Raw genomic sequence first — 25,049 nt, 5'->3', positions numbered from 1 at the left:
CTTGCCACATGCGAGTCGAGCCCGCCGACATCGAAGCCCTGTTCGACGCCATCCCGGATGTGCTGTTCTTCATCAAGGACCTTCAGGGGCGTTACACCCACGTCAACCAGACCATGCTGCGGCGGCTGGGCCTGCGCGCGCAAGGACGTGATCGGGCGTACCGCGGCTGAAATCTACCCGACCGGCCTCAGCGCGGACTACGTCGACCAGGACGCCCGCGTGCTGTCCGGTGAGGTGATCGAGAACCTGATGGAGCTCCACCTGTTCGCCAACCGCGAACCGGGCTGGTGCCTGACCTGCAAGCGCCCGCTGGTGGTCGATGGGGCCATCGAGGGCCTGATCGGCATATCCCGCGACCTCGGCCAGAAGGACAGCCTGGGCACCCAGTACGAGCAGCTGCGGCTGGCCCTGGCCCACCTCAATGCGCACTACGCCGAGAACGTGCGCATGCAGACCCTGCTGGACATCACCGGCTTCTCGCTGTCGAAGCTGGAGCGCAGCTTCCGCAAGGTGTTCCAGATGACCCCGCAGCAGGTGCTGACCCGACTGCGGATCCAGATGGCCATGCACCTGCTGCACGGTGACGACAGCATCGCCTGCATCGGCCAGGCCTGCGGTTTCAGCGACCAGAGCGCCTTTACCCGCAAGTTCAAGGCTGAAACCGGTTTCTCGCCGCGCGCCTACCGGGCCCGTATTGGTGGCAACGTCGGCGAGCCGGCGCTGGCCTGAGCCGCCTGCTGCGCTGTGCCTATCCCCGTGGGCACGGGACAGGGTAAGGTGTCGCCCCTGTAGCCGCCGCCAGCCCCGCCGATGCCCAACTCGATTCCGACCGCTTCGCCGTCCCGCCTCGGGCACTCGCTCAAGCCCCGCCAGCTGATCATGATGGGTCTGGGCAGCGCCATCGGCGCCGGCCTGTTCCTCGGCTCGGGCGTGGGTGTACAGGCGGCCGGCCCGGCGGTTCTGGTGTCGTATCTGGTCGCTGGTGCGCTGGTGATCATCGTGATGAACGCACTGGGCGAGATGGCGGCGGCCAAGCCGACCAGTGGCGCGTTCTCGGTCTACGCCGCTGATGCCATGGGAGCCACCGCCGGCGCCACCGTGGGCTGGCTGTGGTGGGTGCAGCTGGTGATCGTGATCGCCGCCGAGGCGGTAGGCGCGGCCGGGCTTCTTGCCACGGTCTGGCCGGCGATACCGGTACCGATGGCGGCGCTGGCCTTCATGCTGTTCTTCACCGCGATCAATCTGCTCGGGGTGAAGAACTTCGGCGAGTTCGAATTCTGGTTCGCCATCCTCAAGGTGGCGGCGATCCTGGCCTTCATCGCCATCGGTGTGGCGCTGCTGATGGGCTGGCTGCCGCAGGTGACCTCGCCGGGCCTGAGCAACTTCACCGAGCACGGCGGCTTCGCACCGAAGGGCCTGGCCGGAATCGGTGCGGCGCTGCTGGTTGTCGTTTTTGCCTTTGGCGGTACCGAGATCGTAGCCGTGGCGGCGGCCGAAACCGAAGATCCCGAGCGCAGCATCGCCCGTGCCATCCGCACCGTGGCCTGGCGCATCCTGGTGTTCTACATCGGCTCGCTGAGCGTGATCATCGCTGTGGTGCCATGGACCAGCGAGGCACTGAAGTCGCCGTTCGCCGCCGTGCTGGATATCGCCCGCATCCCGGGCGCGGGTACGGCCATCACCCTGATCGCCGTGATCGCGCTGCTGTCGGCGCTCAATGCCAACCTCTATGGTGCCTCGCGCATGATGTATTCGCTGGCGCAGCGCCGCGAAGCGCCGGCCGTGTTGGGCTGGACCGATCCGCGCCAGGTGCCGGTGATCGCCGTGCTGGCCAGCGTGCTGTTCGGTTTCGCCGCCACGGTGATGGAGCTGCTGTTCCCGGACCGGGTGCTGCCGGTGCTGCTGAACATCGTCGGTTCCACCTGCCTGCTGGTGTGGACGCTGTCGCTGGTGTCGCAGTTGGTGCTGCGTCGCCGCGCGGATCGCCTGGGTACCCGCCTGCCGTTCCGCATGGCCGGCTTCCCGTGGCTGACCTGCTGCGCGCTGGCGATCCTGGCACTGATCTTCGGCCTGCTGCTGAGCGAGTCGCACACCCGCCTGCAGTTCCTGTCGATGGTGGCACTGACTGCCACGATCGCCGCCAGCAGCGCCATCGCCCGGCGCATGCGCGAGGCGTGACTGAAGCTGCCGGCCAGCGGCCGGCACTACCACGGGGGCTGCACATCCGCCGTGCCATCCTGATCGTGTGGGCCGTCCGCGGCCCGTCGACCAGAAGTACCGCATGCTGCGCAGCCGCCCCTTCCTGATGTTCACCGGCCAGGCCGAGGCCGCCCTGGCCCTGTACGCCGAGGCCTTCGCCGATTTCCGCCTGCTGGCAATGCAGCGCCATCCGGACGGCGCCGGTGCCGGCGTGCCCGGGCAGGTCCGACAGGCCATCTTCCTGCTCGGTGGCACCCACTACCTGTGCTTTGACAGCCTGGACGTGCACGATTTCACCTTCAGCCCGTCGATCTCGCTGTTCGTCGAGTGCTCCGGCGCCGAGCAGTTCGAGGCGCCGCGCGCGTGCTGGGCGAGGGCGGCCACTGGCTGATGCCGGTGGGCGACTATGACTTCAGCAACCGCTACGGCTGGGTGCAGGATCGCTTCGGCGTGTCATGGCAGTTGAGCCTGGGGCAGATGCCTGACCCGTGATCCGATGTTTGTGGGTGCGGGCCTTGGTCCACGCGCCCTTACGAAAACGGCCCGCTCGCGCGGGCCGTTTTCGTTGCCGATGCAGTGAGGAATCAAGCCTCGACTTCATCATCCTTGTAGGCATCGACCGGGATGCAGGCGCACATCACGTTCTTGTCGCCGTACACGTTGTCGACACGCGCCACCGGCGGCCAGTATTTGCTCTGCTTCAGGCTGGCCAGCGGGAAGGCGGCCAGTTCGCGCGGGTAGGCGTGGGTCCACTCGCTGGCGGTCACTGCGGTGGCAGTGTGCGGCGCGTTCTTCAGCGGGTTGTCCTCGCGGTCCAGGCGGCCGTCTTCGATCGCAGTGATTTCCTCGCGGATCTGGATCATCGCGTTGATGAAGCGATCCAGTTCGTGCAGCGATTCGCTCTCGGTCGGCTCCACCATCAGCGTGCCGGCCACCGGGAAGCTGAGGGTCGGGGCGTGGAAGCCGAAATCGATCAGGCGCTTGGCCACGTCCTCGGCACCGATGCCGCTGGTCTTCTCCAACGGGCGCACGTCCAGGATGCACTCGTGTGCCACCAGGCCGTTGCGGCCGGTGTACAGGGTCTTGAAGTGCGGGGCCAGGCGCTTGGCGATGTAGTTGGCGTTGAGCTGCGCGACCTGGGTGGCCTTGCGCAGGCCGTCGCGGCCCATCATCGCGATGTACATCCAGCTGATCGGCAGGATCGAGGCGCTGCCGAAGCTGGCTGCGCTGACCATGCCGACCGGGCCGTTGTCACCCAGCTTGCCTGGCAGGAACGGGGCCAGATGCTCCTTGACCGCGCACGGGCCGACGCCCGGACCGCCACCGCCGTGCGGGATGCAGAAGGTCTTGTGCAGGTTCAGGTGCGAAACGTCCGAACCCCACTTGCCCGGCTTGGCCACGCCAACCAGGGCGTTCATGTTGGCGCCGTCGGTGTACACCTGGCCACCGTGCTTGTGGATGATCTCGCAGATCTCCACCACCTCTTCCTCGAACACGCCGTGCGTGGACGGGTAGGTCATCATGATCGCGGCCAGGCGGTCGCTGTATTTTTCGGCGTTGAGGCGGATGTCTTCCACGTCGACGTTGCCGTTGGCATCGGTCTTGGTCACCACCACCTTCATGCCGCACATCTGCGCCGAGGCCGGGTTGGTGCCGTGCGCCGAGTCCGGGATCAGGCAGATGTCGCGGTGGTCTTCGCCGCGCGAGCGGTGGTAGGCGCGGATCGCCAGCAGGCCGGCGTACTCGCCCTGCGCGCCGGAGTTCGGCTGCAGGCTGACCGCGTCGTAGCCGGTGCATTCCACCAGCATCGCTTCCAGCGTGTCGATCAGTTCCTTGTAGCCCAGCGCCTGGTCGGCCGGCACCAGCGGGTGGATCTGCGAGAACTCCGGCCAGGTCACCGGGATCATCTCGGCGGTGGCGTTGAGCTTCATGGTGCACGAGCCCAGCGGGATCATCGTGCGGTCCATCGCCAGGTCCTTGTCGGCCAGCGAACGCAGGTAGCGCAGCAGTTCGTGCTCGCTGTGGTGGGTGTTGAACACCGGATGGGTCAGGAACGCGGACTGGCGCAGCAGGCCGGCCGGCAGTGCATCGGCGGTGCTGGCATCCAGCGCGTCGACGTCGGCCTGGGCACCGAACACGGCAGCCAGCGCGACCACGTCGGCGCGGGTGGCGGTCTCGTCCAGGCTGATGCCGACCGAGTCGCTGTCGATCGCGCGCAGGTTGTAGCCGGCGGCGCGGGCCTTGGCGTGGATCTCATCGGCATGCACGCCGGTGACATGCAGGGTGTCGAAGAAGTCACCACCGACCTGCACGCCGGCGTTGCGCAGCGCGGCGGCCAGGATCGAGGCTAGGCGATGGGTGCGGCGGGCGATGCGGGTCAGGCCGTCCGGGCCGTGGTAAACGGCGTACATCGAGGCCATCACCGCCAGCAGCACCTGTGCGGTGCAGATGTTGGACGTGGCCTTCTCGCGGCGGATGTGCTGCTCGCGGGTCTGCAGGGTCAGGCGGTAGGCCGGGTTGCCCTGGGCATCGACCGAGACGCCGATCAGGCGGCCCGGCATCGAGCGCTTGTAGGCGTCACGGCAGGCCATGAACGCGGCGTGCGGGCCGCCGAAGCCGAACGGCACGCCGAAACGCTGGCTGTTGCCGACCACGATGTCCGCGCCCCATTCGCCCGGGGCGGCCAGCAGGGTCAGGGCCAGCAGGTCGGTGGCCACGGCCACCAGGCCGCCGCGTGCGTGCACGGCGTCGACCAGCGCCTTGTAGTCGCCGACCTGGCCGAAGGTGTCCGGGTACTGCAGCAGCAGGCCGAAGGCTTCCGCTTCCAGTGCTTCGGCCGGGGTGCCGACGCGCAGCACGATGCCCATGGGTTCTGCGCGGGTACGCAGCAGTTCCAAGGTCTGCGGGTGCACGGCGTCGTGCACGAAGAAGGTGTCCGACTTCGACTTGGCCGAACGCTTGGCCAGGGTCATCGCTTCGGCGGCGGCAGTGGCTTCGTCCAGCAGCGAGGCGTTGGCGATTTCCATGCCGGTGAGGTCGGCGCACAGGGTCTGGAAGTTGATCAGCGCTTCCATGCGGCCCTGCGAGATTTCCGCCTGGTACGGGGTGTAGGCGGTGTACCAGGCCGGGTTTTCCAGGATGTTGCGCAGGATCACGTTCGGCGTGTGGGTACCGTAGTAGCCCTGGCCGATGAAGCTGCGCAGCACGGTGTTCTTGTCGGCGATCGCACGGATCTTCGCCAGTGCCTGCACTTCGGTCATCGACTCCGGCAGCGCCAGCGGCGCCGGCGACTTGATCTTGGCCGGTACGATGGCATCGGTCATGCCATCCAGCGACGCGTGGCCGACGACATCGAGCATCTGCGCGATCTCGGCGTCGTTGGGGCCGATGTGGCGCTCGACGAACGCATTGTGGTGCTCGAGCTCACGCAGGGAAGGGGTGTTCTGGGACATGGCGAAGGATCCGTCAGGAAAGGGCACACGCACGGGCACAAGCCGCCGGTCGGCGGTCTGCGGGGCGCCCCTCTGTCCTTTTGCCTGAGAGTTTAAAAGCGCGGCGGACCGCAGCTTCGTGCCCCTTCGGCGCCGGATCGAACCGGTCTCTCCAGAGTTCTGTTACGGGTGGTATCGGGCCTGAGCGATTACGGGCGTTGCGCCTTCGGCAGCGGTGTTCCGCTTCTCCCACCGTGTTGCCCGCTGATTATAGCCCGTTGCGGGCCCGCCGGCCGCCTCCAGGCATGGCCGCCGCGCCTGAATGGCCGATGGCCCGTCCGTGCGTTTTGTGCACCGCTGCATGGCATCGGGCGCAATCCCCACCTATGATGGGTGGATACCCGAATTCATCTGGCGCCGTCCCTGCAGAAGGGGACCGGCGCCCGCCGTGCGTGCCGCGCATGGCCCTGCCGGACGCCTTCCCCATGACCGCCGCTGTTGCTCCCTCCACCCGCCGCATGGCCCTGCTGCTCGCCGGTCTGGCCATGTTCGGTCCGTTCTCGATCGACACCATCTTCCCGGCGTTCCCGCAGCTGGCCCAGCGCCTGGCGGTGGACGAAGTGGCGGTGCAGCAGACCATCAGCGTGTACCTGCTGTTCTACGGCCTGATGAGCCTGGCGCACGGCCCGCTGTCCGATGCCTGGGGCCGCAAGTGGGTGATCCTCGGTGGCCTGGTGGTGTTCGTCGGCGCCTCGGTCGGCTGCGCGCTGTCCACCGACCTCACCACGCTGCTGGCGTTCCGCGCGCTGCAGGGCCTGTCGGCGGGTGTCGGCATGATCGTTGGCCGCGCGGTGATCCGCGATCTCTACCATGGCCACGACGCGCAGCGCCTGATGAGCCAGGTGTCGATGCTGTTCGGCATCGCCCCGGCCATCGCACCGATCATCGGTGGCTGGATCCTGCTCAGTGGCGCCGGCTGGCCGCTGATCTTCTGGTTCCTGGTGGTGTTCGGGCTGGTCCTGCTGGCGGCCACTGCGCGCTACCTGCCGGAGACCCATCCGGTTGAAGCGCGCGTGCCGTTGTCGCCGCGCACGTTGATGCGTGATTACCTGCGCATCGGCTTCAACCCGCGCTTCCTGCGCCTGGCGCTGGCCGGCAGCATCGGCTTCGGTGGAATCTTCCTGTACATCTCCTCGGCGCCGGTGTTCGTGATGCAGCATCTGCATCTGGGCGAGGGCGGCTTCGCCTGGCTGTTCATCCCCACCATCGGCGGCATGACCACTGGTTCGTTCCTGTCAGGGCGCATGGCCGGGCACACCACGCCCACCCGCCAGGTCGCCATCGGTTTCGGCCTGTGCGCGCTGTCGGTGCTGTTGAACGTCGGCTACGTGGCGCTGGCCCCGCAGTTCGTGCTGCCGTGGGCGGTGCTGCCGATCTTCCTGGGCGGCATGGGCATGGCGCTGATCTTCCCGATCCTGGCGCTGGCGGTGCTGGACATGTACCCGCACCAGCGCGGCCTGGCCTCGTCGCTGCAGGCCTTCGTGCAGCTGATGATCAGCACCGTGGTGGCCGGCGTGGTATCGCCGCTGCTGAGCGCCAGCCCGCTGCACCTGGCGTTGGGCCAGGCCGCGTTCTTCGGTGCTGGTTTCGTGTTCTGGTACTGGGAACACCAGCGTGAACGCGCGGCGCAGGCAGTCTGCACGAGTCACTGAGCAGCGTGCAGGGATAGGGCAGGCCGCGACGCCGGCAGCGCTTGCGACGGGAAACCACCGGACTAGGCTGGGCACTCCAGCCAGCCGGTGCACGGGTGCACGACAGCCAGCCAATCCGATGTCGTTGCATGAGGTTCCCCCATGGCTGCGCAGCAGACCTACCGCCTGTTCGAGGTGGCGCTGAAGGAGCGCCGCGTTCTTTCCCCTTCCCTGGACCGCATGGTGTTCACCGGTGCCGACGTGGCGCGGATGAAGACCGAAGGCCCGGACCAGCGCATCAAGGTGTTCTTCCCCTTGCCCGGCCAGGAGGTGCCGCAGGTCCCCAGCGGCGAGGACTGGTATCCACGCTATCGGGCCCTGCCGGACGACCAGCGCCCGCCGATGCGCACCTACACCATCCGCCAGCTGCGCGCCGAGCAGGGCGAGGTCGACGTCGATTTCGTCATCCACGGCGTGACCGGCCCCGCCTCGCGCTGGGCCATGCATGCACGGCCGGGCGACCGTGTGGTGCTGCTGGCCCCGGATGCCGACTGCGCCGACAGCAGCGAGGGCTGGGAATGGAAGCCGCCGGCCGGCGTTGGCCAGGTGCTGCTGGTGGCTGACGAGACCGCGCTGCCGGCCGTGGCCGGCATTCTCGAGGAACTGGCGGCCATGGTGGATCCGCCGCGTACGTTGGCCCTGCTGGAAGTGGCGCAGGCCGGTGATGCGGTTCCCCTGAAGGCGCCGGCCACGGCCGAGCTGGTCTGGTTGCCGCGCGGGCAGGCGGCGTACGGGCAGCCCTTGCTGCAGGCAGTCCAGGCAAGGTTGGCCGCGGCCTCGGGTGTGGCTGCCGGCGATGCGCTGGAGGAGATCGACGTCGATACGCAGATCCTCTGGGAGCAGGCCGATACCCGCGTGGCCGGGCCGCTGTACGCCTGGGTGGCGGGCGAGGCGGGGGCAGTGATGGCGATCCGCCGCCACCTGGTGCGCGATTGCGGGCTGGACCGCCGCGCGATCACCTTCATGGGCTACTGGCGGCACGGCAAGGTGCTGGACTGACCATACTGGATCGAGCACGCGTGAAGCAGCGCTGCGGGCGGGGTGCGCTATCCTTGCGCCCCCCTCGCAGCGGTACCGCACCATGTCCACCAGCTCCAAGACCCGCCGCGACCAGCGCCGTCGCCAGGAAAAGCAGGCCGCCAACAAGGCCGCTGCCCAGGCCTCGCCGGTGGAGCCGCATGCCGAACTGCGCGACGCGCAGCGCACCCTGCTGGCCGGTGTCGTGCGCCGTGACGGCGAATGGGTGCTGGGCATGGATGGCCGCATCGCCGGCCACAGTGATTCTGCCGCGCAGGTACTGGCGCTGATCATGCAGGCCGGTGAACTGCACGAGCGCAACGGCACACCAGTGCGCCTGATGTACTCCGATGCGCTGCGCGATGCCGCGCAGGCCGAAGCGAAAGAGAAGGGCCAGACCTTCGAGGAATTCAAGGCCGAACTGGCTGCAGCGATGGCGGCGAAGAAGAACAGCTGACAGGCCTTTCGGTAGAGCCGGCCGCTGGCCGGCTGCCCGTTGGGTCTTCATCGCGTAGTTGCCGGCCAGCGGCCGGCATTACCGGAAAGGGGCGGATCCTTTCGGATTCGCCCCTTTTTTCATTTCGCCGCCGGGGCCGCGTTGGCCTGCCAGCCGCACATCTGGCCTTCGTTCTGCTGCTTCAGCCACTCGTTGACCGGGGTGAAGTACTCGATCATCGGGCCGGCATCGAGCTTGTCGGTACCGGTCAGCTCCTTCAGCGTGGCCTGCCACGGCTGGCTGGCACCCTTGCTCAGCATCGCCCAGTACTTCTGGCCGGCTTCCTTGTTGCCGTAGAAGGTGCACTCATGCAGCGGGCCCTTGTAGCCGGACGCGTCGCACAGGCCCTTGTAGAACTGGAACTGCAGGATGCGCGCCAGGAAGTAGCGGGTGTACGGGGTGTTGCCCGGCACGTGGTACTTCGCGCCCGGATCGAAGAACTCCTCGCCACGGGTGCTGGCCGGCGCCACGCCCTGGTACTTGGCCTTCAGGTCCCACCACGCCTTGTTGTAGTTGTCGGCGGTGATCGAGCCATCGAACACGCCCCAGCGCCAGCGGTCGATCATCAGCCCGAACGGCAGGAACGACACGCCCGACAGCGCCATGCGCATCTGGTTGTTGATGACCGCTTCGCGGCTTTCGGTCGGCGCATCAACCAGGCCGATCGAGCTGAGGTACTTGGGCGTCATCGCCAGCACGATGGTGTCGCCGATCGCTTCATGGAAGCCATCGTTGGCACCGCCCTGGAACAGCGGCGGCAGCGGGTTGTAGGCCAGGTCGTAATAGATGTGGCCCAGCTCGTGGTAGATGGTGGTGAAGTTCTCTTCGTTCGGCTTGATGCACATCTTGGTGCGCACGTCGCCTTCCATGTTCATGTCCCAGGCACTGGCGTGGCAGACCACGTCGCGGTCATCGGGCTTGATGAACTGGGTCTTTTCCCAATACGACTGCGGCAGCGACGGCATGCCCAGCGACACGTAGAAGTCCTGTGGCGCTCGGTCATCTGCCTGGCGGTACGCAGTTCGGCCTCGCGCTGTGCCTTGTACTGCGCCGCTACGTTGGCATCCTTGCCGGCCTTGGCCAGCGCCGCGCTCAGGTTAGTCTGGTACTGCTTTTCAAGCGCTGCAGTGATGTCCAGGCTGCCGGCACCCGGATACGGCTCCAGCTGGTCCCACAAATTCGACCAGTCCTGCTGCCACATGTTGCCCAGCAGGTGCGCGGCGATCAGGCCGTTGCCTACTTCGGCCTTGTCCTTGCCGTAGGTCTTGTCCAGCTTGCCGCGTGCGTAGCAGTGCAGCTGCTCGTACATCGGCTTGACCTGTTCCCACAGGCGATCGGTTTCCGGGCCGATCTGCTCCGGCGGCATGTCGTAGCCGCTGCGCCACATCTGGCCGGCATCGGTGAAGCCCATGCCCTTGGCACCTTCGTTCACCAGACCGACAAATTTCTGGTAGTCGCCGCGCATGCTCCTGGTGGTGCTGTGCCAGCCCTGCCAGGCGTCGAGCTGCTTGTCGTAATCGCGGCTGCGTGCCAGCACCTGCTCCAGCTCGCCCAGCTGGCGGCAGGAGTTGGGATCGTTGGCATCGGTGCAGTACTTGCCGGCACCGTAGCTGCCTTCCATGCGGGTGGCGATCTGGGTCAGCTCGGCCAGTTTGGCCGGGTCACGCGGTGCCGGCATCGAGGACATCAGCTTCAGCAGGTGGATCGCGCGCTTGCTGTCCTCGCTCATCGGCTTGCCGTCGAACTTGGCGGCCTGTTCGATCCAGCTGTTGAGCTGGGTCAGCGAGCGCTCGTTGGCCTTGGCCGCGATGCGTTCCGAATCACTGTTGATGTAGGTGGAGGACAGCCACTGCGCCGAGGTCATCTCCGGGTAGGCGGCCTTGAATTCGGCATTGATGCGGGCCACGAACTGGTCGGCGGTTTCGCCGGCCGGGGCGCTGCTGCTGGCGGTATCAGTGCCTGGCGCAGCTTCCTTCTTGCAGGCGGCCAGGGCCAGCGTGGCGGCGGCGATTGCCGAGGCCAGCAGGAGATGACGGTGTTTCACGGGAGGTCCTTGGGTGGTGAACGACGGCCGAAGGCTAGTGGGCCGTCGCTGCCACCGCAAGTGGCGGAAGTCGGTTGGGTTCGGCAGGGCTGCGCCCTGCACCTGCCGAAGCCTTCAAGCAACGTCAACGTCAGAAGCGGGTATTCCGTGGTTTGGCGGGGCGGTGTCGGAGTGCGGGGACGCCGCAAGTACGTCCCTGTAGGCTTGGCAGCCGCATCCATGCGGCTGACACCCCGCACTCCGACACCGCCCCACCTCCGACAGATTCCGTGTGCTGTGGGTAGGTGTCGACCTTGGTCGACACATCTGTCAGATATCGAAATGAATCTGGGGTCAGATCCGGTTTCCTCCGGAAAACGGATCTGACCCCAAGGCCGTTCCATCAGATCGCGGAAAACTGTCGAAGGCGGGGTGGGTCCGGTTGCGGGGGCGTGAGCGCCATGGATGGCGCGACCGAGCCTACAGGCATGTATTTACGGCGTCCCCCGCAACCGGACCCACCCCGCCAACCCACGGATAGCCAGCTTCTGCTGTTGCTGTTGCTGTTGCTGTCGAGGCTGCCGGCCAGCGGCCGGCACTACCGCGGGTGCAGGGCTGCAAGCCCTGCCAAACAACCCTCAACCCTCGCAGTTGGCGAACACGTCGCGGTCGCGCTCGTACAGCGAGGTCTTCACCTGCATCAGGCCCAGCACCGACGGGAACAGGTTGTCATGGTCGGTGTAGGCCGCCGAACGCTTGCGCACGCACTGCAGGTCCAGCCCGCGGCTGCTGGCGAAGCCCTGCGAGAACCACATCGTCATCGGTACCCGGGTCTGCTCGGCCGGCGCGATGGCGTAGGGCACGCCATGCAGGAACAGGCCCTTCTCGCCCAGCGACTCGCCGTGGTCGGACAGGTAGATCATCGCCGTGTCGTAGTCCTGCATGCCCTGCAGCGTGCCGATGGTCTTGGTCAGGAAGTGATCGGTGTACAGCACGGCGTTGTCGTAACTGTTGGTGATCTCTTCGCGCGAGCAGCGGCCGATGTCGCGAGTATCGCAGGTGGGGGTGAAGCGGCGGAACGCGGGCGGGTAGCGCTCGAAGTAGGCCGGGCCGTGGTTGCCCAGCTGGTGCAGCACCACAACGCGGTCGCCCGGCTTTGCACGTACCTGGGTGGCCAGGTCCTGCAGCAGGATTTCGTCCATGCAGCGGCCGTCAGCGCACAGGCCCGGGGTGGTCGCATCGGACAATGACTGGAAGTCCAGGCCTTCGCACACGCCCTTGCAGCCGGACTGGTTGTCACGCCACAGCGGCGTAATACCGGCACGGTTCAATACGTGCAGCAACGACTGGTGCGCGCGGATCTTCTTCTCGTCGTAGTCGTGCCTGCCCCATGGCGAGAACAGGCACGGCAGCGAAACCTCGGTGCTGGTGCCGCACGAATGCATGTCCGGGAAATTGACCACACTGGCCTGGGCCAGTTCCGGGGTGGTGTTGCGGCCACCGTTGAGCCCCCAGTTCTGCGCGCGCACGGTCTCGCCCATGACGATCACCAGCAGGCGCGGCTTGCTTGCCGGCGCGGCGGGGTGGCCTTGGCATCGGTGCCGATCGGCAGCTTCGGCGCGCTGCACCGGGTTGTCACCGCGCAGTGCACGCGGCATGCCCAGCAGCACGTTGGCCGGTGTCGCGAGGTAGCGCACTTCGCGCTGGTTGCGCATCAGTGCCGAGACATCCTGGAACGAGATCAATGCACCGCCCACCGCGGTCACTGCCGCCACGACCAGGAAGCCGACGCGCCAGAGCAGGCTGCGGCCCCAGCTGCGGCGGCGCAGCTGCACGCGCCACAGCACCGCCATCGGCAGCACTGCCAGCAACAGCACCGGCCACAGCAGCGACACGGTCATCAGCTCACGGCTTTCCTTGGGATCGGTCGCCAGCACGTTGCGCAGCATGTCCGCATCTAGGTAGATGTGGTAACGGCTCATGTAATGCGCAGCGAATGCGGTCACCAGCAGCAACAGGCTGATCACCACCTTGGCGTTCCAGCGCCAGACCAGGATGCCCAGCAGCACGCCGTGCGCACCCAGCAGCAACAGCAGCAGCGACAGCGCGTAGCGCAGGCTGCCCGGATGGCTGGCCATCGCGCTGTGCCAGAACAGGCCATTGCCGGCCACTGCGAAGAACAGGCTGGTCAGTGTGATCAGTGCTTCGGTGGACAGCTGCGGCCGCCAGCGGCGAAGGTTCGCCAACGCGGGAAGGCGGGCGGGGCGTTGGACCGATGCACTCATGCGTTTGCCTCCTGGCAGTGGGGACGGTCCAGCTGACGGCGGGCCAGGACGCGTTTGACGATCAGATACAGGCCCAGCGAAAGCAGCCAGCAGATCAACGCAGTAGCAACGTCATGCGAAAGGAAATGCGCGCCCCGCAGTTGCTGGCTCACGCCGAATACCAGGCCGGTGCCAAGGCCGATCCACAACCCGGCCCAGCGCCATGAAGGGCGCCACAGCAAGGCGAAAAAGTACAGGGACAACCATGCATAGCCCGCGCTGGCGTGGCCGGCCGGGAAGCAGGCCTGTGCGGTCATGCCTGCGGGGCGTGCCGTGAAAAGCCCGATGAACGGCTGGTGGCCACCGTAGCGCAGCAGGTCCCAGGGGCATTCCATCGGCACCAGCGACTTCAGCAGGGAGATCACACCCGTGCCCAGGGCCATGGCAATCACGACATAAAGCAGCGCCCACCGCAGGGTGCGATCGCGACCCTTTCGCCAGTGGTGGAAGCACAGCAGGATCGCCACGAGCGCAGCAGCCGTGCTCAGCCATTTGCCGGCCTTGTGCACCACCGTGCGGGTGACCCAGGCGTCCTGTAGCGCCCAATGGCCACCCTCAAGGCGGAACAGGTGATCGGCCACCCATTGGTCGCCGCCGAAACCCATCAGCAGCGTAAACACGGGCAGACCGATTGCGACAGGCAGCCAAAGGTGAGTTACGGCGAATTTTGACGCCAGTGGCGATGTCGCAAGCGGCGCTACCGAATCAAGGGGACGGACGGGCATGCTGGGAAAGGGCGGGTCGGGAATCCGCGGCCATGCTCGTCACCTGGATGTCGGAGAAGGGTCGGACGCTCGTTCGTGCCGGGTTAATGCTTGCCCGGCACGGGTCAGCGTTCAGTCTTCTTCAGCGGTCGCGCCGGCCCGTTCGGCGTGGCATTCCGCGTCCCACGCGGTACCGGGAAGCAGTTGCCAGCGATTCCTGTTGGCAATACCGATATTGATCACCTTGCCCGGGTCCACGCACGGGCTCATCGCATCGTCCAGCACCAGCAGCCAGCGCTTGTCCGGTGCCTCGGCCAGCCACGGGCCGGCGTCGTGCCACTGCTCGGCCCAGGGCCGCTTGAAGCCGAACTCGCGCACCGGCCGGTCGGCCTGCAACAGGTTCTGCTCGCGCCAGGCCACCAGCGCCAGTTCGGCGTCGGGTCCGATTCGCGCGCCCACCCGGCGCATGAGTGCCGACGCCGAAGCGAAGGGGTCCAGGGCAGGCATCAGCACCAGGCCGTAGAGCATCCACAGCATGCCGTGGGTCAGCAGTACCAGCGTCGCGGCACGGCGTACCCGCAGCCACACGATCAGCGTGGCCAGGGCAATGGCGAAGGTCAGCAGGCCATCGCCCAGCACCGGCAGCAACGTCTCGGGCATGGCGCGGCGTTGCAGTTGCGCCAACGCCCATGGGTGCTCGGTCATCAGCATCACGCCGAGTACGCCGGTGGCCAGCATCAGCACCACGCTGTAGCCGAACAGGTAGCGGCGCACGCACACGCGGCGCAGCAGGCCGGGCAGCAGCGGCGCCACGGCCAGTGCCATCGCCGGCAGCATCGGCAGCAGGTACACCTCGCGCTTGCCCGGGCTGGCACTGAAGAACACCAGTACCAGTACGGCCCAGCCCAGCAGCAGCCACTGGCGGCGATCGCCACGACGGATGCGGCGCCACCAGGGCTTGAACAGCATCGGCAGCAGCAGGCTGCCCGGCAGCCACAGGGTCAGGATCACCTGCAGGTAGTACCAGGCCGGCTGCCGGTGGTGCCAGGCATTGGCGTAGCGGGTGCCGGTCTGCTTGAACAACAGCTCGTGCGCGTAGGCCTGCAGTTCGGCGCTGGGCGTATGCAGCAGGGCCCAGCCCAGCGGCGCCAGCCACACGCCCACGCCCAGCAGGAACGCCGGGATCAACCACAGCAGCGTTGCCGGGTGCGGACCCTCCACACGGTGCCCGCGACGGCGCTGGTACAGCCACCAGCCGAACCAGGGCAGCACCAGCAGCAGCGGCAGGAAACCCACGCCCTTGGTCACCGTGCCGAGGCCGGCGGCGAAACCGGCCAGCCACAGCGCGGGCAGGTTGCGACGTTCGCACAGGTGCCGCATCAAGCCCCACAGGGCGACGGTGGTCATCCCCACCAGCACCATGTCGATCTGCGCACGCTTGGCCATCAGCCCGAACTGCAGGGTGCAGAACAGCGCCGCGAGGGCGTAGATGGAATGCCGCGGCGACCACAGCCGCCGTGCCAGATCCGACACCAGCCACAGACTCAGCAGGGCGCCCAGCAATGACGGCAGCAGGAACGACCATTGCCAGCTGCCGACCACCTCGTAGGCGGCAGCCTGCAGCCACATGAACACCGGAGGTTTCTCGGCATACAGCTCGCTGCCACGATGCGGCAGCAGCCATTGCCCGCTCTCGACCATGGTCCGTGCGGCCAGCACGAAGCGCGGCTCGTCCGGTGGCTGCGGCTGCCGAAGGCCGATGCCCGCTGCCAATGCAGCAATGATCAGCAGCCACAACAGGGGCAGGCGCCAACGGCGGGGCAGGGCTACGGGCACGGCAGGCTCCGGGAGCAAAACGGCCATTCTGAGGTGGCGGGGGTGGGAAAAGCGTCAGAAGGGGGCGGGACGACCGCATTCCGACATGGGCGGCGCTACCATGGTACGAACTTCCGTGGATGTTTCGTGCATGCGTCTGTTGGTGATCGAGGACAACCGCCAGCTGGTGGCCAACCTGTTCGACTATTTCGAGTCGCGCGGGCATGTGCTGGACGTGGCCCCGGATGGCATCACCGGCCTGCACCTGGCCGGCAGCCACCCCTACGATGCGGTGATCCTGGACTGGATGCTGCCGCGCATGGAGGGACCGGAAGTGCTGCGCCGGCTGCGTGCCGAGCACGCGTCGGAGGTGCCGGTGATCATGCTGACCGCGCGCGATGAACTGCCGGACAAGATCGCCGGTTTCCGCGCCGGTGCCGACGACTACCTGACCAAGCCGTTTGCCCTGCCCGAGCTGGAGGTGCGGCTGGAAGCGCTGCTGCTGCGTGCGCAGGGCCGCAACCCGCGCAAGCGCCTGCAGGTGGGCGATCTGGTGCTGGACCTGGCGACGCTGGAGGCCCAGCGTGAGGGCCTGGTGCTGCACCTGTACCCGGCCTGCCGCAAACTGCTGGAAGTGCTGATGCGGGCCAGCCCGGGTGCGGTGACGCGACAGCAGCTGGAGTTCGCCCTGTGGGGTGACGAGCCGCCGGATGGCGACCTGCTGCGTTCGCATGTCTACGAGTTGCGTCGCAGCGTTGACGGTCCGTTCGCCGAGAAGCTGATCCACACCCTGCCGCGCGTGGGTTACCGGTTGGCGGTAGTGGAGGGGGCCGACGCCGGCAGGAATGCTGATGAGGGCGCGTAAGCCGGGGCCGTTGTACAGGCGCGTGGTGTGGTGGTTGCTGGGCTATCTGGCGCTGCTGTCGATCGCGGTGTTCAGCGTCGGCAACTACGTGCACGAGCACGCCGAGCATGCTGCCTGGCGCGCTGCTCAACTCCGAGCTCGACAGCATCGTCGAGCATGTCGAGCACGAACCGCACTATCGCTGGCAGGATTCGGACACGCTGAGCCTGTACCGCTTCGACGCGGTCAACCTTCCCGATAGCCTGCGTACCCTGCATCCAGGGCTGCACGACGGCGTAATGGTCAAGGGCCGCGAGACGGCGGTGATGGTGCGTGAAACCCAGTCGATGGGACGGGTCGCGCTGGTACTGGACATCTCCGACTTCCATGACCTGGAACAGTTCGCCACGCGCTGGGTGATGCTGGCCGGGGTGATCATGATCTTCGTTACCGTGCTGATGGCTTCGTTCGGCATGGAGCGGATGGTGCGTCCGCTGAGCCTGCTGGCACAACACATCGCCGCGCTCAGGCCGGGCGTGCAGGGGCAGCGCATCGAGGTCGACCCGCGCGGCAGCTCAGAGCTGCACACCATTGCCAATGCGCTGAACGATTACCTGGACCGCAACGAGCAGTTCGTCGAACGCGAGCGGGTCTTCATCAGCACCGCCAGCCACGAATTGCGCACGCCGATCGCGGTGATGACCGGTGCCGCCGAACTGGCGCTGGAGCAACCGGGCCTGCCCGAGCGCGCGCCAGCAGATGCAGCGGGTACTGCGCACCGCACAGAGTGTGGAGCAGTTGATCGAACTGCTGCTGGTGCTGGCGCGTGATCCGGCGCGACTGGCGGCGCGTGCCGAGCGCATCGCGCTGGACCAGCTGCTGCCGGAGATCGTCGACGACCATCGCCACCTGCTGGGCGACAAGGACCTGAGCATCGGCATCCAGGCCGCACCGGTGGACATCGTCGCGCCGCTGGCGGTGGTGCAGGCAGCGATCGGCAACCTGCTGCGCAACGCCATCGAGAACAGTGGCCGTGGCCACATCGAATTGCGCCTGAGTTCATCGGCGGTGCTGACCCTGCAGGACCCGGGACATGGCATGAGCCCGGAAGAGATCGCGGCGATCCATGCGCGGATGGCCCGTGGCGAACGCGCCGATCGTGGCGGCGGCATCGGACTGGATCTGATCGCGCGGCTGTGCGAGCACCTCGGATGGACCCTGCAGCTGCAGCCCTGCGAGCCGCGTGGCACGCGTGTCACGCTCGATTTCAGTGCCTCGCGACCGCGCTGATCCAGCCGTTCGTGTAAATGCCAACCTTGGTTGGCATGCCGTTCGTCGACCAAGGTCGACGCCTACCCAGGCGGTGGCTGTCCGTGTCCTGGTAGATGCCAGCCCTGGTTGGCATGCCCTGGCGGTGGCTGGGCGTGCTCTGGTAGATGCCAACCTTGGTTGGCATGCCGTTCGTCGACCAAGGTCGACGCCCACCCAGGCAATGGCTGTCCGCTTCAACGCCCGTTCGGTCGCGCCACGTGCTGGTCGATCAGGATCACGTTGCCGTCGGGATCGGCCAACTGCAGATAGCCCGTACCCTGGCCATCAGGATCGGTGCGGACCGCCAGTTCGATGCCCCTGGTATCCAGCTCTGCCTGCAGCTCACGCACATCCTGGAAGTGGGGCAGTTCCTGCTTGTGCTGGTCCCAGCCGGGGTTGAAGGTCAGCAGGTTGCCCTCGAACATGCCCTGGAACAGCCCGATCACCGTGCCGTTGCTGCGCATCACCAGCCAGTTCTGTGCCGGATCGCCGCCGGTGACCGAGAAGCCCAGGGCTTCGTAGAAGGCACGGGAGGCCGCGAGATCCTTCACCGAGAGGCTGACCGAAAAGGCACCAAGCTGCATGAGTGGGCTCCCTGACGGGATGGGGGGTGTCGGCACTGCAGCATGACCGGGCGTGAAGACAATGTTAATCTCGATCTGCGCCGCCTTATGCGGCGCTTTTTTTTTCTCCGCTCTTTCGATCGACAGAGGATCCCATGCCGACCGAACCCGCTACTGCCCTGATCAGCAACGACATCGTTGGACTGGGCCTGATTGCTGCCACCCTGGCCCTGATCTTCTGGGCCGCCAGTGGTCCAACCCCGCTGCTGAAGAAGATCTTCGCCTGGGTGCCGGCCCTGCTGCTGTGCTATTTCATCCCCGCCGTCTACAACACCGCCGGTGTCATCGATGGCCACAACACCTCGCTGTACAACCCGGTCGCGCGTGACGTGCTGCTGCCCGCCGCGCTGGTCCTGCTGACGCTTTCGATCGACCTGAAGGGCGTCATCAAGCTCGGCCCGAAGCTGCTGGTCGTGTTCTGCGCCGGTACCGCCGGCATCATGCTCGGCGCCATCGTTTCATTCCAGCTGATGAAGCTGATCCACCCGGAAACCGTGGCCGGTGATACCTGGGCCGGCATGGCCGCGCTGGCCGGCAGCTGGATCGGCGGCGGCGCCAACATGGTCGCCATGCGCGAAGTGTTCGGCACCGATGCCACCACCTTCGGCCAGTTCGCGGTGGTCGACGTGGCCTGCGCCAGCCTGTGGATGGCGATCCTGCTGTTCCTGGCCAACCGCGCGCAGCAGATCGACACCCGCAACGGTGCCGACACCCGTGCCATCGACGAGATGAAGGCACGCATCAGCGCCTACGAGGCACAGAACGCGCGCATTCCCAGCATGACCGACCTGATGGTGATCGTTGGCGTGGCCTTGGGTGGCGTCGGCCTGGCCCACGCCATCGCCGCGCCGCTGTCGGGCTGGTTCAAGGCCAATGTCAGCTGGGCCAGCCAGTTCAGCCTCGACAGCCAGTTCGTCTGGGTGATCCTGCTGTCCACGGCGATGGGCCTGGGCCTGAGCTTCACCCGTGCGCGCCGGCTGGAAGCGGCAGGCGCTTCGCGGCTGGGCACGGTGTTCCTGTACTTCCTGATCGCCTGCATCGGCATGCAGATGAACCTGCTGTCGCTGCTGGATCGGCCGTGGCTGTTCCTGCTCGGCGCGATCTGGATGGCTACGCATGTGCTGGTGCTGTGGGTGGTGGCCAAGCTGCTGCGCGCCGCTGTTCTTCTTCGCGATCGGTTCGCAGGGCAACATCGGCGCAGCCGCTTCGGCCCCCGTGGTGGCCGCGGCGTTCCATCCGACGCTGGCCCCGGTGGGCGTGCTGCTGGGCACGGTGGGGTATGCCACCGGCACCGGCCTGGCCTACGTCACCGGTTTGATCCTGAAGTGGATGGCGACCGGCTGAGTTCGGGCCGTCCTGGCGTCACGCTTCCGTAGATCCACGCCATGCGTGGATGCATTTCATGGATGTCCATGAACAAGGGGTCAGATCCGTTTCCCGCAGGAAACGGATCTGACCCCGGACTCAACTCGATATCTGCCAGGTTTCATCCACGCATGGCGTGGATCTACTCAACGTCACTCGAGAGCTGTTGAACCGGATCCTCAACAGCAGCGGCCACCGTTGCGTCCGCCATAACGTGCTTCCTGACGCTCGCGGAAGAACGTCTTGTAGTCCATCGGCTCCTGGTCCGGATGTTTTTCCAGCATGTGCCGGACGTAGTTGTCGTAATCAGGAATGCCACAGCACAGTCGTGCGGTCTGCACCAGGCGCCGCCAGATGCGGCGGTGCGCCTGGTACTGGCCGGCGGGAACCAGTTGGGTACTCATCACAGATCCACCATTTCATGCGGCTTCAGCGCCACGTACGGGGTCTCGCGGTCAGTGCGCTGCGGATTGCGGCGGGCCGCCAGGATGGTCTTGATCGAATACACCAGCACCGCGCCCACCACCAGCAGGAACAGCGCGGTCAGGCCGGTGTTGACGTAGGCGTTGACCACGATCTGCTTCATCTGCGCCACCGACTTGGCCGGTGCAGTGATGGTATCGCTGGCGAGCGCGGCCTGGAACTTGTGTGCCTGTGCCAGGAAGCCCTGTGCCGGATTGCTGTCGAAGATCTTGATGAAGCCGGCGTAGGTGGTGCAGATCAGCAGCCACACCGCCGGTACCGCAGTCACCCATGCATAGCGGTCACGCTTCATCTTGAACAGCACCACCGTGCCCAGCATCAGCGCGATACCGGCCAGCATCTGGTTGGAGATGCCGAACAGCGGCCACAGCGTCTGGATGCCGCCGAACGGATCCACCACGCCGGTGTACAGCAGGTAGCCCCACAGCGCCACGCAACCCGCGGTGCCGATGATGTTGGCGGTCCACGATTCGGTCTTCTTCAGGGCCGGCACGAAGTTGCCCAGCAGGTCCTGCAGCATGAAGCGGCCCGCACGGGTACCGGCGTCCACCGCGGTGAGGATGAACAGTGCTTCGAACAGGATCGCGAAGTGGTACCAGAACGCCATCATCGCGTCGCTGCCACTGGGAATCGCTTCGTGCAGGATCTGCGCGATGCCTACCGCAAGTGTTGGCGCGCCACCTGCACGATGCAGGATGGTCGGTTCACCAATGGCCGCCGCGGTCGCGGTCAGCTGCTCGGGGGTGATGGTGAAGCCCCAGGTGTTGGTGATGTAGTGCGCGGCCGAGGCCGCATCGGCACCGATCACCGCCGCCGGGCTGTTCATCGCGAAGTAGATGCCCGGATCGATGATCGAGGCCGCCACCAGCGCCATCACCGCCACGAACGATTCCATCAGCATGCCGCCGTAGCCGATGTAACGCATGTGCGCTTCATTGGCCAGCAGCTTCGGCGTGGTGCCGGAGGAAATCAGTGCATGGAAACCGGAGACCGCGCCACAGGCGATGGTGATGAACAGGAACGGGAACATGCCGCCCTTCCACACCGGGCCGTCGCCGCTGGCGGCGAACTGGGTCAGCGCCGGCATCTTCAGTTCCGGCATCACCACCAGGATGCCGATGGCCAGCGCGATGATGGTACCGATCTTGAGGAAGGTCGACAGGTAATCACGCGGGGCCAGCAGCAGCCACACCGGCAGCACCGAGGCGACGAAGCCGTAGCCGATCAGCATCCAGGTGATCTGGGTGCCGGTGAAGGTGAAGGCCGGGCCCCAGACCGGATCGGCGGCGACCTTGCCGCCGTACCAGATCGCGGCCAGCAGCAGGATCAGGCCAACCACCGAGATCTCGCCGATCTTGCCGGGGCGGATGTAGCGCATGTACACGCCCATCAGGATCGCGATGGGCATCGTCGCGATCACCGTGAACATGCCCCACGGGCTTTCGGCCAGCGCCTTGACCACCACCATCGCCAGCACTGCCAGGATGATGATCATGATCAGGAACGCACCGAACAGCGCGATGGTGCCGGGCACCTGGCCCATCTCCTCGCGCACGAGATCGCCCAGCGAGCGACCATTGCGGCGGCTGGACAGGAACAGGACCATGAAGTCCTGCACCGCACCGGCCAATACCACGCCCACCACCAGCCACAGCAGGCCGGGCAGGTAGCCCATCTGCGCGGCCAGCACCGGGCCGACCAGCGGGCCGGCGCCGGCAATGGCGGCGAAGTGGTGGCCGAACAGCACGTGCTTGTTGGTCGGCACGTAGTCCAGGCCATCGTTGTTGATCACCGCCGGGGTGGCCCGGGTCGGATCCAGCTGCATCACCTTGTTGGCGATGAACAGGCTGTAGAAGCGATAGGCGACGAGGTACAGCGACACCGCCGCGACGACGATCCACAGGGCATTGATGTGTTCGCCGCGGCGCAGCGCCACGGTGCCCAGACAGAACGCGCCGAGCAGAGCGAGTACCGCCCAGCCCAGTTTGGAAAACCCTTTCATGAGGTGCTCTCTCCCGGAAAGACAGACAAAGAGTCCTGCTTGCCCACGACAGGGTCAATTGGCACAGGACGAATCAGCGTTAGTACTTTGGTCGTACGCAGGGGGCGCTGACGTGCAGCGAACATCAGGGATGGAACAATCGGTTGCGGTGCCATCCATTGGCGTACGGCCATGTGGCGTCCATCTTCACTGGCATCCATCCAACAGGAGTCGCCATGAGCCTTCCCGAACCGGTCCGCGTGCTGCGTACCATCCGTGGCATGCCCACCTCCGACGGTGCCGGTGTGCGCCTGACCCGCGTCATCGGCGGCCCGACGCTGCCCGACCTGGATCCGTTCCTGCTGCTTGATGAGTTCGGTACCGACCGTGCCGAAGACTACATCGCCGGCTTCCCGGAACACCCGCACCGTGGTTTCGAGACCGTCACCTACATGCTCGACGGACGCATGCGGCATCGCGACAACCACGGCAACGAAGGCCTGCTGACCCCGGGCAGCGTGCAGTGGATGACCGCTGGCCGTGGCCTGGTGCATTCGGAGATGCCCGAGCAGGAAAGCGGGCAGATGCGCGGGTTCCAGCTGTGGGTGAACCTGCCGGCGAAGGAGAAGATGACCGAGCCGAAGTACCAGGAATTCGCGCCCGAGCGCATTCCCGTGGTGCACCCGGAGCCGGGCGTGGAGGTGAAGGTGATTGCCGGCAGCGTGGACGGCACCGATGGCCCGATCGTGCAGCCGGCCACCGATCCGCTCTACCTCGACATCACGCTGGCGCCCGACCGGGCCTGGACCTATGCGCTGCCGGAGGGGCACAACGCGTTCGCCTACGTGTTCGAAGGTGCGATGACCGTGGGTGAGCAGGACGCCGCGCGCGACGTTGCACGCCAGGAACTGGCGGTGCTGGGCGGTGGCGAGCAGTTGCACATCTCGGCCGGCAGCGAAGGTGCGCGGTTGATCCTGGTGGCCGGCCGTCCGCTGCGCGAACCGGTGATGCGCCACGGGCCGTTCGTGATGAACACGCGGCAGGAACTGATGCAGGCCTTCGTCGATTTCCAGGAAGGCAAGTTCTGAGGGAGTGCCGGCCGCTGGCCGGCAGCAGCCTCGGACAAAGGCGGATCGGGGTGCCGGCCAGCGGCCGGCACTACCGTCAGGTCGGCTCGCATTGCGGGGATGCTGCCAGGCAGTCATCCCCGTCACCTTCAGCGCCCCGCGGCCACGGCCGACGGGGTCAGGCTCATGCCCTGCGCCAGCTGTTGCAGCGAGCCCAGTTCCTGCGCGCTGTCCGGATACAGCGAAATCTGCGCGTAACGCCCTTTGTCGAGCTTGACCACACTGATGCGACGCTCGGCATAGCCGGGCGGCTGCTGGCCTCCCAGATCGGGCTGATACCAGTACAGCGATTCACCGCCGAAGCTGCCCTTTTCCTGGCGCAGCGAGCGGTTCAATGGAAGGTTGGGATCGCGCGCACTGAGCATCAGGCTCAGTACCTCGCGGCCATCGCCGGTGCTGGCGCGGCAGACCAGGAAATCGGCCTGTGCCTGCTGTTGCCACTGCAGGCCGCTGCTGGCCGGCAATGAAGGACATTCGGTGGGAGCCTGTGCAGCGGCGGCCTGGGCCACCGCGAACAGCAGGCTCGACAACACTACAGGCGCGAACTTCATGCATCCCCCAAGGTGGTGTGTCGTTGGCTCCGCCGGATGGACCGGCAGCCTTGGCATCCCATCCCCGGATGCCGCCCCGGCCGGCATGTGCACGGACGGTCAACTCAACCTTAACGGAACGTGAGCGATCGCACAAATCGCGGTTACACGCGTAACCATTGCGGCCGGTGGTCGGCCGCAATGGTCCGCACAGGTCTCAGCGGTCGTTGCCGATCCACTTGTAGATGATGCCGCCGATCGCGCCGCCCAGCAGCGGGGCGACCCAGAACAGCCACAGCTGGCTGACCGCGCCGCTGCCGGCGAAGAAGGCCACCGCCGTGGAACGGGCCGGGTTCACCGAGGTGTTGGTGACCGGGATGCTGACCAGGTGGATCAGGGTCAGCGACAGGCCGATCGCCAGCGGGGCGAACCCGGCCGGTGCTTTGCCGTGGGTGGCGCCCATGATCACGATCAGGAACACGGCGGTCAGCACGACTTCGCACAGGAAGGCCGCGGCCACGCTGTAGCCGCCGGGGGACAGCGCGCCGTAGCCGTTGCTGGCGAATGCACCGGCCTGGCTGCCATCAATGGCGAAGCCGCTGGCGCCCGATGCGATCTGCAGCAGGATGAAGCCGGCCAGCAGGCCGCCGGCGACCTGGGCGATGATGTACGGGATCAGGTCCTTGGTCGGGAAACGACCGCCGGCCCACAGGCCGACACTGACCGCCGGATTGAAGTGCGCGCCGGAGATATGGCCGAACGCATAGGCGCCGGTCACCACGGTCAGGCCGAAGGCCAGCGCAACGCCGAGGAAACCGATACCCAGCGGATTGCCGTCACCGCCGAACTTGGCGGCCAGCACGGCACTGCCACAGCCACCCAGAACCAGCCAGAACGTGCCGAGGAACTCGGCGGACAAGCGTTTACCCATGCTCATGTGTTGCACTCCTTTGACGGTCGAAAGTGTGATTTATGTCACATTTCAATGATCAGCGGGTGACTGTAGTGTCAACGCCGGGTGCAGG

At 66.5% G+C, this 25,049-nt stretch carries 17 protein-coding genes, 4 pseudogenes and 1 riboswitch; of the genes and pseudogenes, 11 read left to right on the top strand and 10 right to left on the bottom strand.

Annotation, left to right across the window (positions count from 1 at the left end; genetic code table 11):
* Nucleotides 1-8: 8 nt before the first annotated feature.
* The 4 genes and pseudogenes from ACZK2V_RS17130 to ACZK2V_RS17115 all read left to right on the top strand — a co-directional run bounded on the left by ACZK2V_RS17130 (nt 9) and on the right by ACZK2V_RS17115 (nt 2,691).
* Nucleotides 9-729: pseudogene (locus ACZK2V_RS17130) on the top strand (PAS domain-containing protein).
* A gap of 81 nt (nt 730-810) precedes the next feature.
* Nucleotides 811-2,178 carry an amino acid permease gene (locus ACZK2V_RS17125; RefSeq protein ID WP_014038111.1) on the top strand — a complete coding sequence of 456 codons (1,368 nt, stop codon included), beginning with the start codon at nt 811-813 and terminating at the stop codon, nt 2,176-2,178.
* Nucleotides 2,179-2,281: 103 nt separating this feature from the next.
* The gene (locus tag ACZK2V_RS17120; protein WP_486322610.1) at nt 2,282-2,590 is read left to right on the top strand and encodes a VOC family protein; all 309 of its coding nucleotides are present in this window, start codon (nt 2,282-2,284) and stop codon (nt 2,588-2,590) included.
* The gene (locus ACZK2V_RS17115) at nt 2,563-2,691 is read left to right on the top strand and encodes a VOC family protein (RefSeq protein ID WP_486322609.1); all 129 of its coding nucleotides are present in this window, start codon (nt 2,563-2,565) and stop codon (nt 2,689-2,691) included. Before ACZK2V_RS17120 ends, ACZK2V_RS17115 begins: the two co-directional genes overlap by 28 nt.
* Before the next feature lie 92 nt (nt 2,692-2,783).
* On the opposite strand, the gene gcvP is transcribed toward ACZK2V_RS17115, so the two are convergent.
* The gene (gcvP, locus tag ACZK2V_RS17110) at nt 2,784-5,651 is read right to left on the bottom strand and encodes an aminomethyl-transferring glycine dehydrogenase (protein WP_201117062.1); all 2,868 of its coding nucleotides are present in this window, start codon (nt 5,649-5,651) and stop codon (nt 2,784-2,786) included.
* 62 nt (nt 5,652-5,713) lie between these two features.
* Nucleotides 5,714-5,816, bottom strand: a riboswitch (glycine riboswitch).
* 299 nt (nt 5,817-6,115) lie between these two features.
* Here gcvP and ACZK2V_RS17105 point away from each other — a divergent pair.
* From ACZK2V_RS17105 to ACZK2V_RS17095, 3 genes are all read left to right on the top strand, one after another.
* Complete coding sequence (locus tag ACZK2V_RS17105; RefSeq protein WP_201117060.1) at nt 6,116-7,342, top strand: multidrug effflux MFS transporter; 1,227 nt, start codon at nt 6,116-6,118, stop codon at nt 7,340-7,342.
* A 141-nt stretch (nt 7,343-7,483) separates the two neighbouring features.
* Complete coding sequence (locus ACZK2V_RS17100) at nt 7,484-8,380, top strand: siderophore-interacting protein (protein WP_100473587.1); 897 nt, start codon at nt 7,484-7,486, stop codon at nt 8,378-8,380.
* Nucleotides 8,381-8,462: 82 nt separating this feature from the next.
* On the top strand, nt 8,463-8,855 hold the full coding sequence (locus ACZK2V_RS17095) for a hypothetical protein (RefSeq protein WP_201117058.1): 393 nt from the start codon (nt 8,463-8,465) through the stop codon (nt 8,853-8,855).
* Nucleotides 8,856-8,974: 119 nt separating this feature from the next.
* Here the strand turns inward: ACZK2V_RS17095 and ACZK2V_RS17090 are convergent.
* The 4 genes and pseudogenes from ACZK2V_RS17090 to ACZK2V_RS17075 form a co-directional block, all read right to left on the bottom strand.
* Nucleotides 8,975-10,938 (bottom strand): annotated as a pseudogene (locus tag ACZK2V_RS17090) (M2 family metallopeptidase).
* A gap of 617 nt (nt 10,939-11,555) precedes the next feature.
* Complete coding sequence (locus ACZK2V_RS17085; protein ID WP_486322608.1) at nt 11,556-13,202, bottom strand: phosphoethanolamine transferase; 1,647 nt, start codon at nt 13,200-13,202, stop codon at nt 11,556-11,558.
* Nucleotides 13,199-13,966: a phosphatase PAP2 family protein gene (locus ACZK2V_RS17080; protein WP_154264165.1), complete on the bottom strand. Its 768-nt coding sequence runs from the start codon at nt 13,964-13,966 to the stop codon at nt 13,199-13,201. The genes ACZK2V_RS17085 and ACZK2V_RS17080 overlap by 4 nt, the downstream gene beginning before the upstream one ends.
* A gap of 111 nt (nt 13,967-14,077) precedes the next feature.
* Entirely contained in the window at nt 14,078-15,781 is a 1,704-nt protein-coding gene (locus ACZK2V_RS17075; protein WP_486322607.1) for an ArnT family glycosyltransferase, read from the bottom strand.
* 130 nt (nt 15,782-15,911) lie between these two features.
* Between ACZK2V_RS17075 and ACZK2V_RS17070 the strand changes: the two genes are divergently transcribed.
* Both ACZK2V_RS17070 and ACZK2V_RS17065 read left to right on the top strand, forming a co-directional pair.
* Nucleotides 15,912-16,625: a response regulator transcription factor gene (locus tag ACZK2V_RS17070; RefSeq protein WP_049421248.1), complete on the top strand. Its 714-nt coding sequence runs from the start codon at nt 15,912-15,914 to the stop codon at nt 16,623-16,625.
* A pseudogene (locus ACZK2V_RS17065) lies at nt 16,612-17,894 on the top strand (sensor histidine kinase). Before ACZK2V_RS17070 ends, ACZK2V_RS17065 begins: the two are co-directional and overlap by 14 nt.
* A gap of 215 nt (nt 17,895-18,109) precedes the next feature.
* Here the strand turns inward: ACZK2V_RS17065 and ACZK2V_RS17060 are convergent.
* Nucleotides 18,110-18,499 (bottom strand): VOC family protein, encoded by a 390-nt coding sequence (locus ACZK2V_RS17060; protein WP_049401346.1) that lies wholly within the window; start codon nt 18,497-18,499, stop codon nt 18,110-18,112.
* Nucleotides 18,500-18,633: 134 nt separating this feature from the next.
* Here ACZK2V_RS17060 and ACZK2V_RS17055 point away from each other — a divergent pair.
* Nucleotides 18,634-19,882 (top strand): annotated as a pseudogene (locus tag ACZK2V_RS17055) (DUF819 family protein).
* 200 nt (nt 19,883-20,082) lie between these two features.
* On the opposite strand, the gene ACZK2V_RS17050 reads toward ACZK2V_RS17055, so the two are convergent.
* Both ACZK2V_RS17050 and ACZK2V_RS17045 read right to left on the bottom strand, forming a co-directional pair.
* The gene (locus ACZK2V_RS17050; RefSeq protein WP_005410613.1) at nt 20,083-20,307 is read right to left on the bottom strand and encodes a YbdD/YjiX family protein; all 225 of its coding nucleotides are present in this window, start codon (nt 20,305-20,307) and stop codon (nt 20,083-20,085) included.
* The gene (locus tag ACZK2V_RS17045) at nt 20,307-22,388 is read right to left on the bottom strand and encodes a carbon starvation CstA family protein (RefSeq protein ID WP_049401342.1); all 2,082 of its coding nucleotides are present in this window, start codon (nt 22,386-22,388) and stop codon (nt 20,307-20,309) included. The genes ACZK2V_RS17050 and ACZK2V_RS17045 overlap by 1 nt, the downstream gene beginning before the upstream one ends.
* Nucleotides 22,389-22,603: 215 nt before the next feature.
* Between ACZK2V_RS17045 and ACZK2V_RS17040 the strand changes: the two genes are divergently transcribed.
* On the top strand, nt 22,604-23,455 hold the full coding sequence (locus ACZK2V_RS17040) for a pirin family protein (protein WP_049421250.1): 852 nt from the start codon (nt 22,604-22,606) through the stop codon (nt 23,453-23,455).
* A gap of 128 nt (nt 23,456-23,583) precedes the next feature.
* Here ACZK2V_RS17040 and ACZK2V_RS17035 read toward each other — a convergent pair whose 3' ends face one another.
* Nucleotides 23,584-24,045 carry a hypothetical protein gene (locus ACZK2V_RS17035; protein ID WP_071229554.1) on the bottom strand — a complete coding sequence of 154 codons (462 nt, stop codon included), beginning with the start codon at nt 24,043-24,045 and terminating at the stop codon, nt 23,584-23,586.
* Between the two features lie 196 nt (nt 24,046-24,241).
* Nucleotides 24,242-24,961 (bottom strand): aquaporin Z, encoded by a 720-nt coding sequence (gene aqpZ, locus ACZK2V_RS17030; protein ID WP_486322606.1) that lies wholly within the window; start codon nt 24,959-24,961, stop codon nt 24,242-24,244.
* Nucleotides 24,962-25,049: the final 88 nt, after the last annotated feature.

Source organism: Stenotrophomonas sp. 93052_Sma, assembly GCF_056481145.1.
Note: the sequence above shows the minus strand (reverse complement) of the source record. Positions and strands in the feature narration are given on the sequence as shown.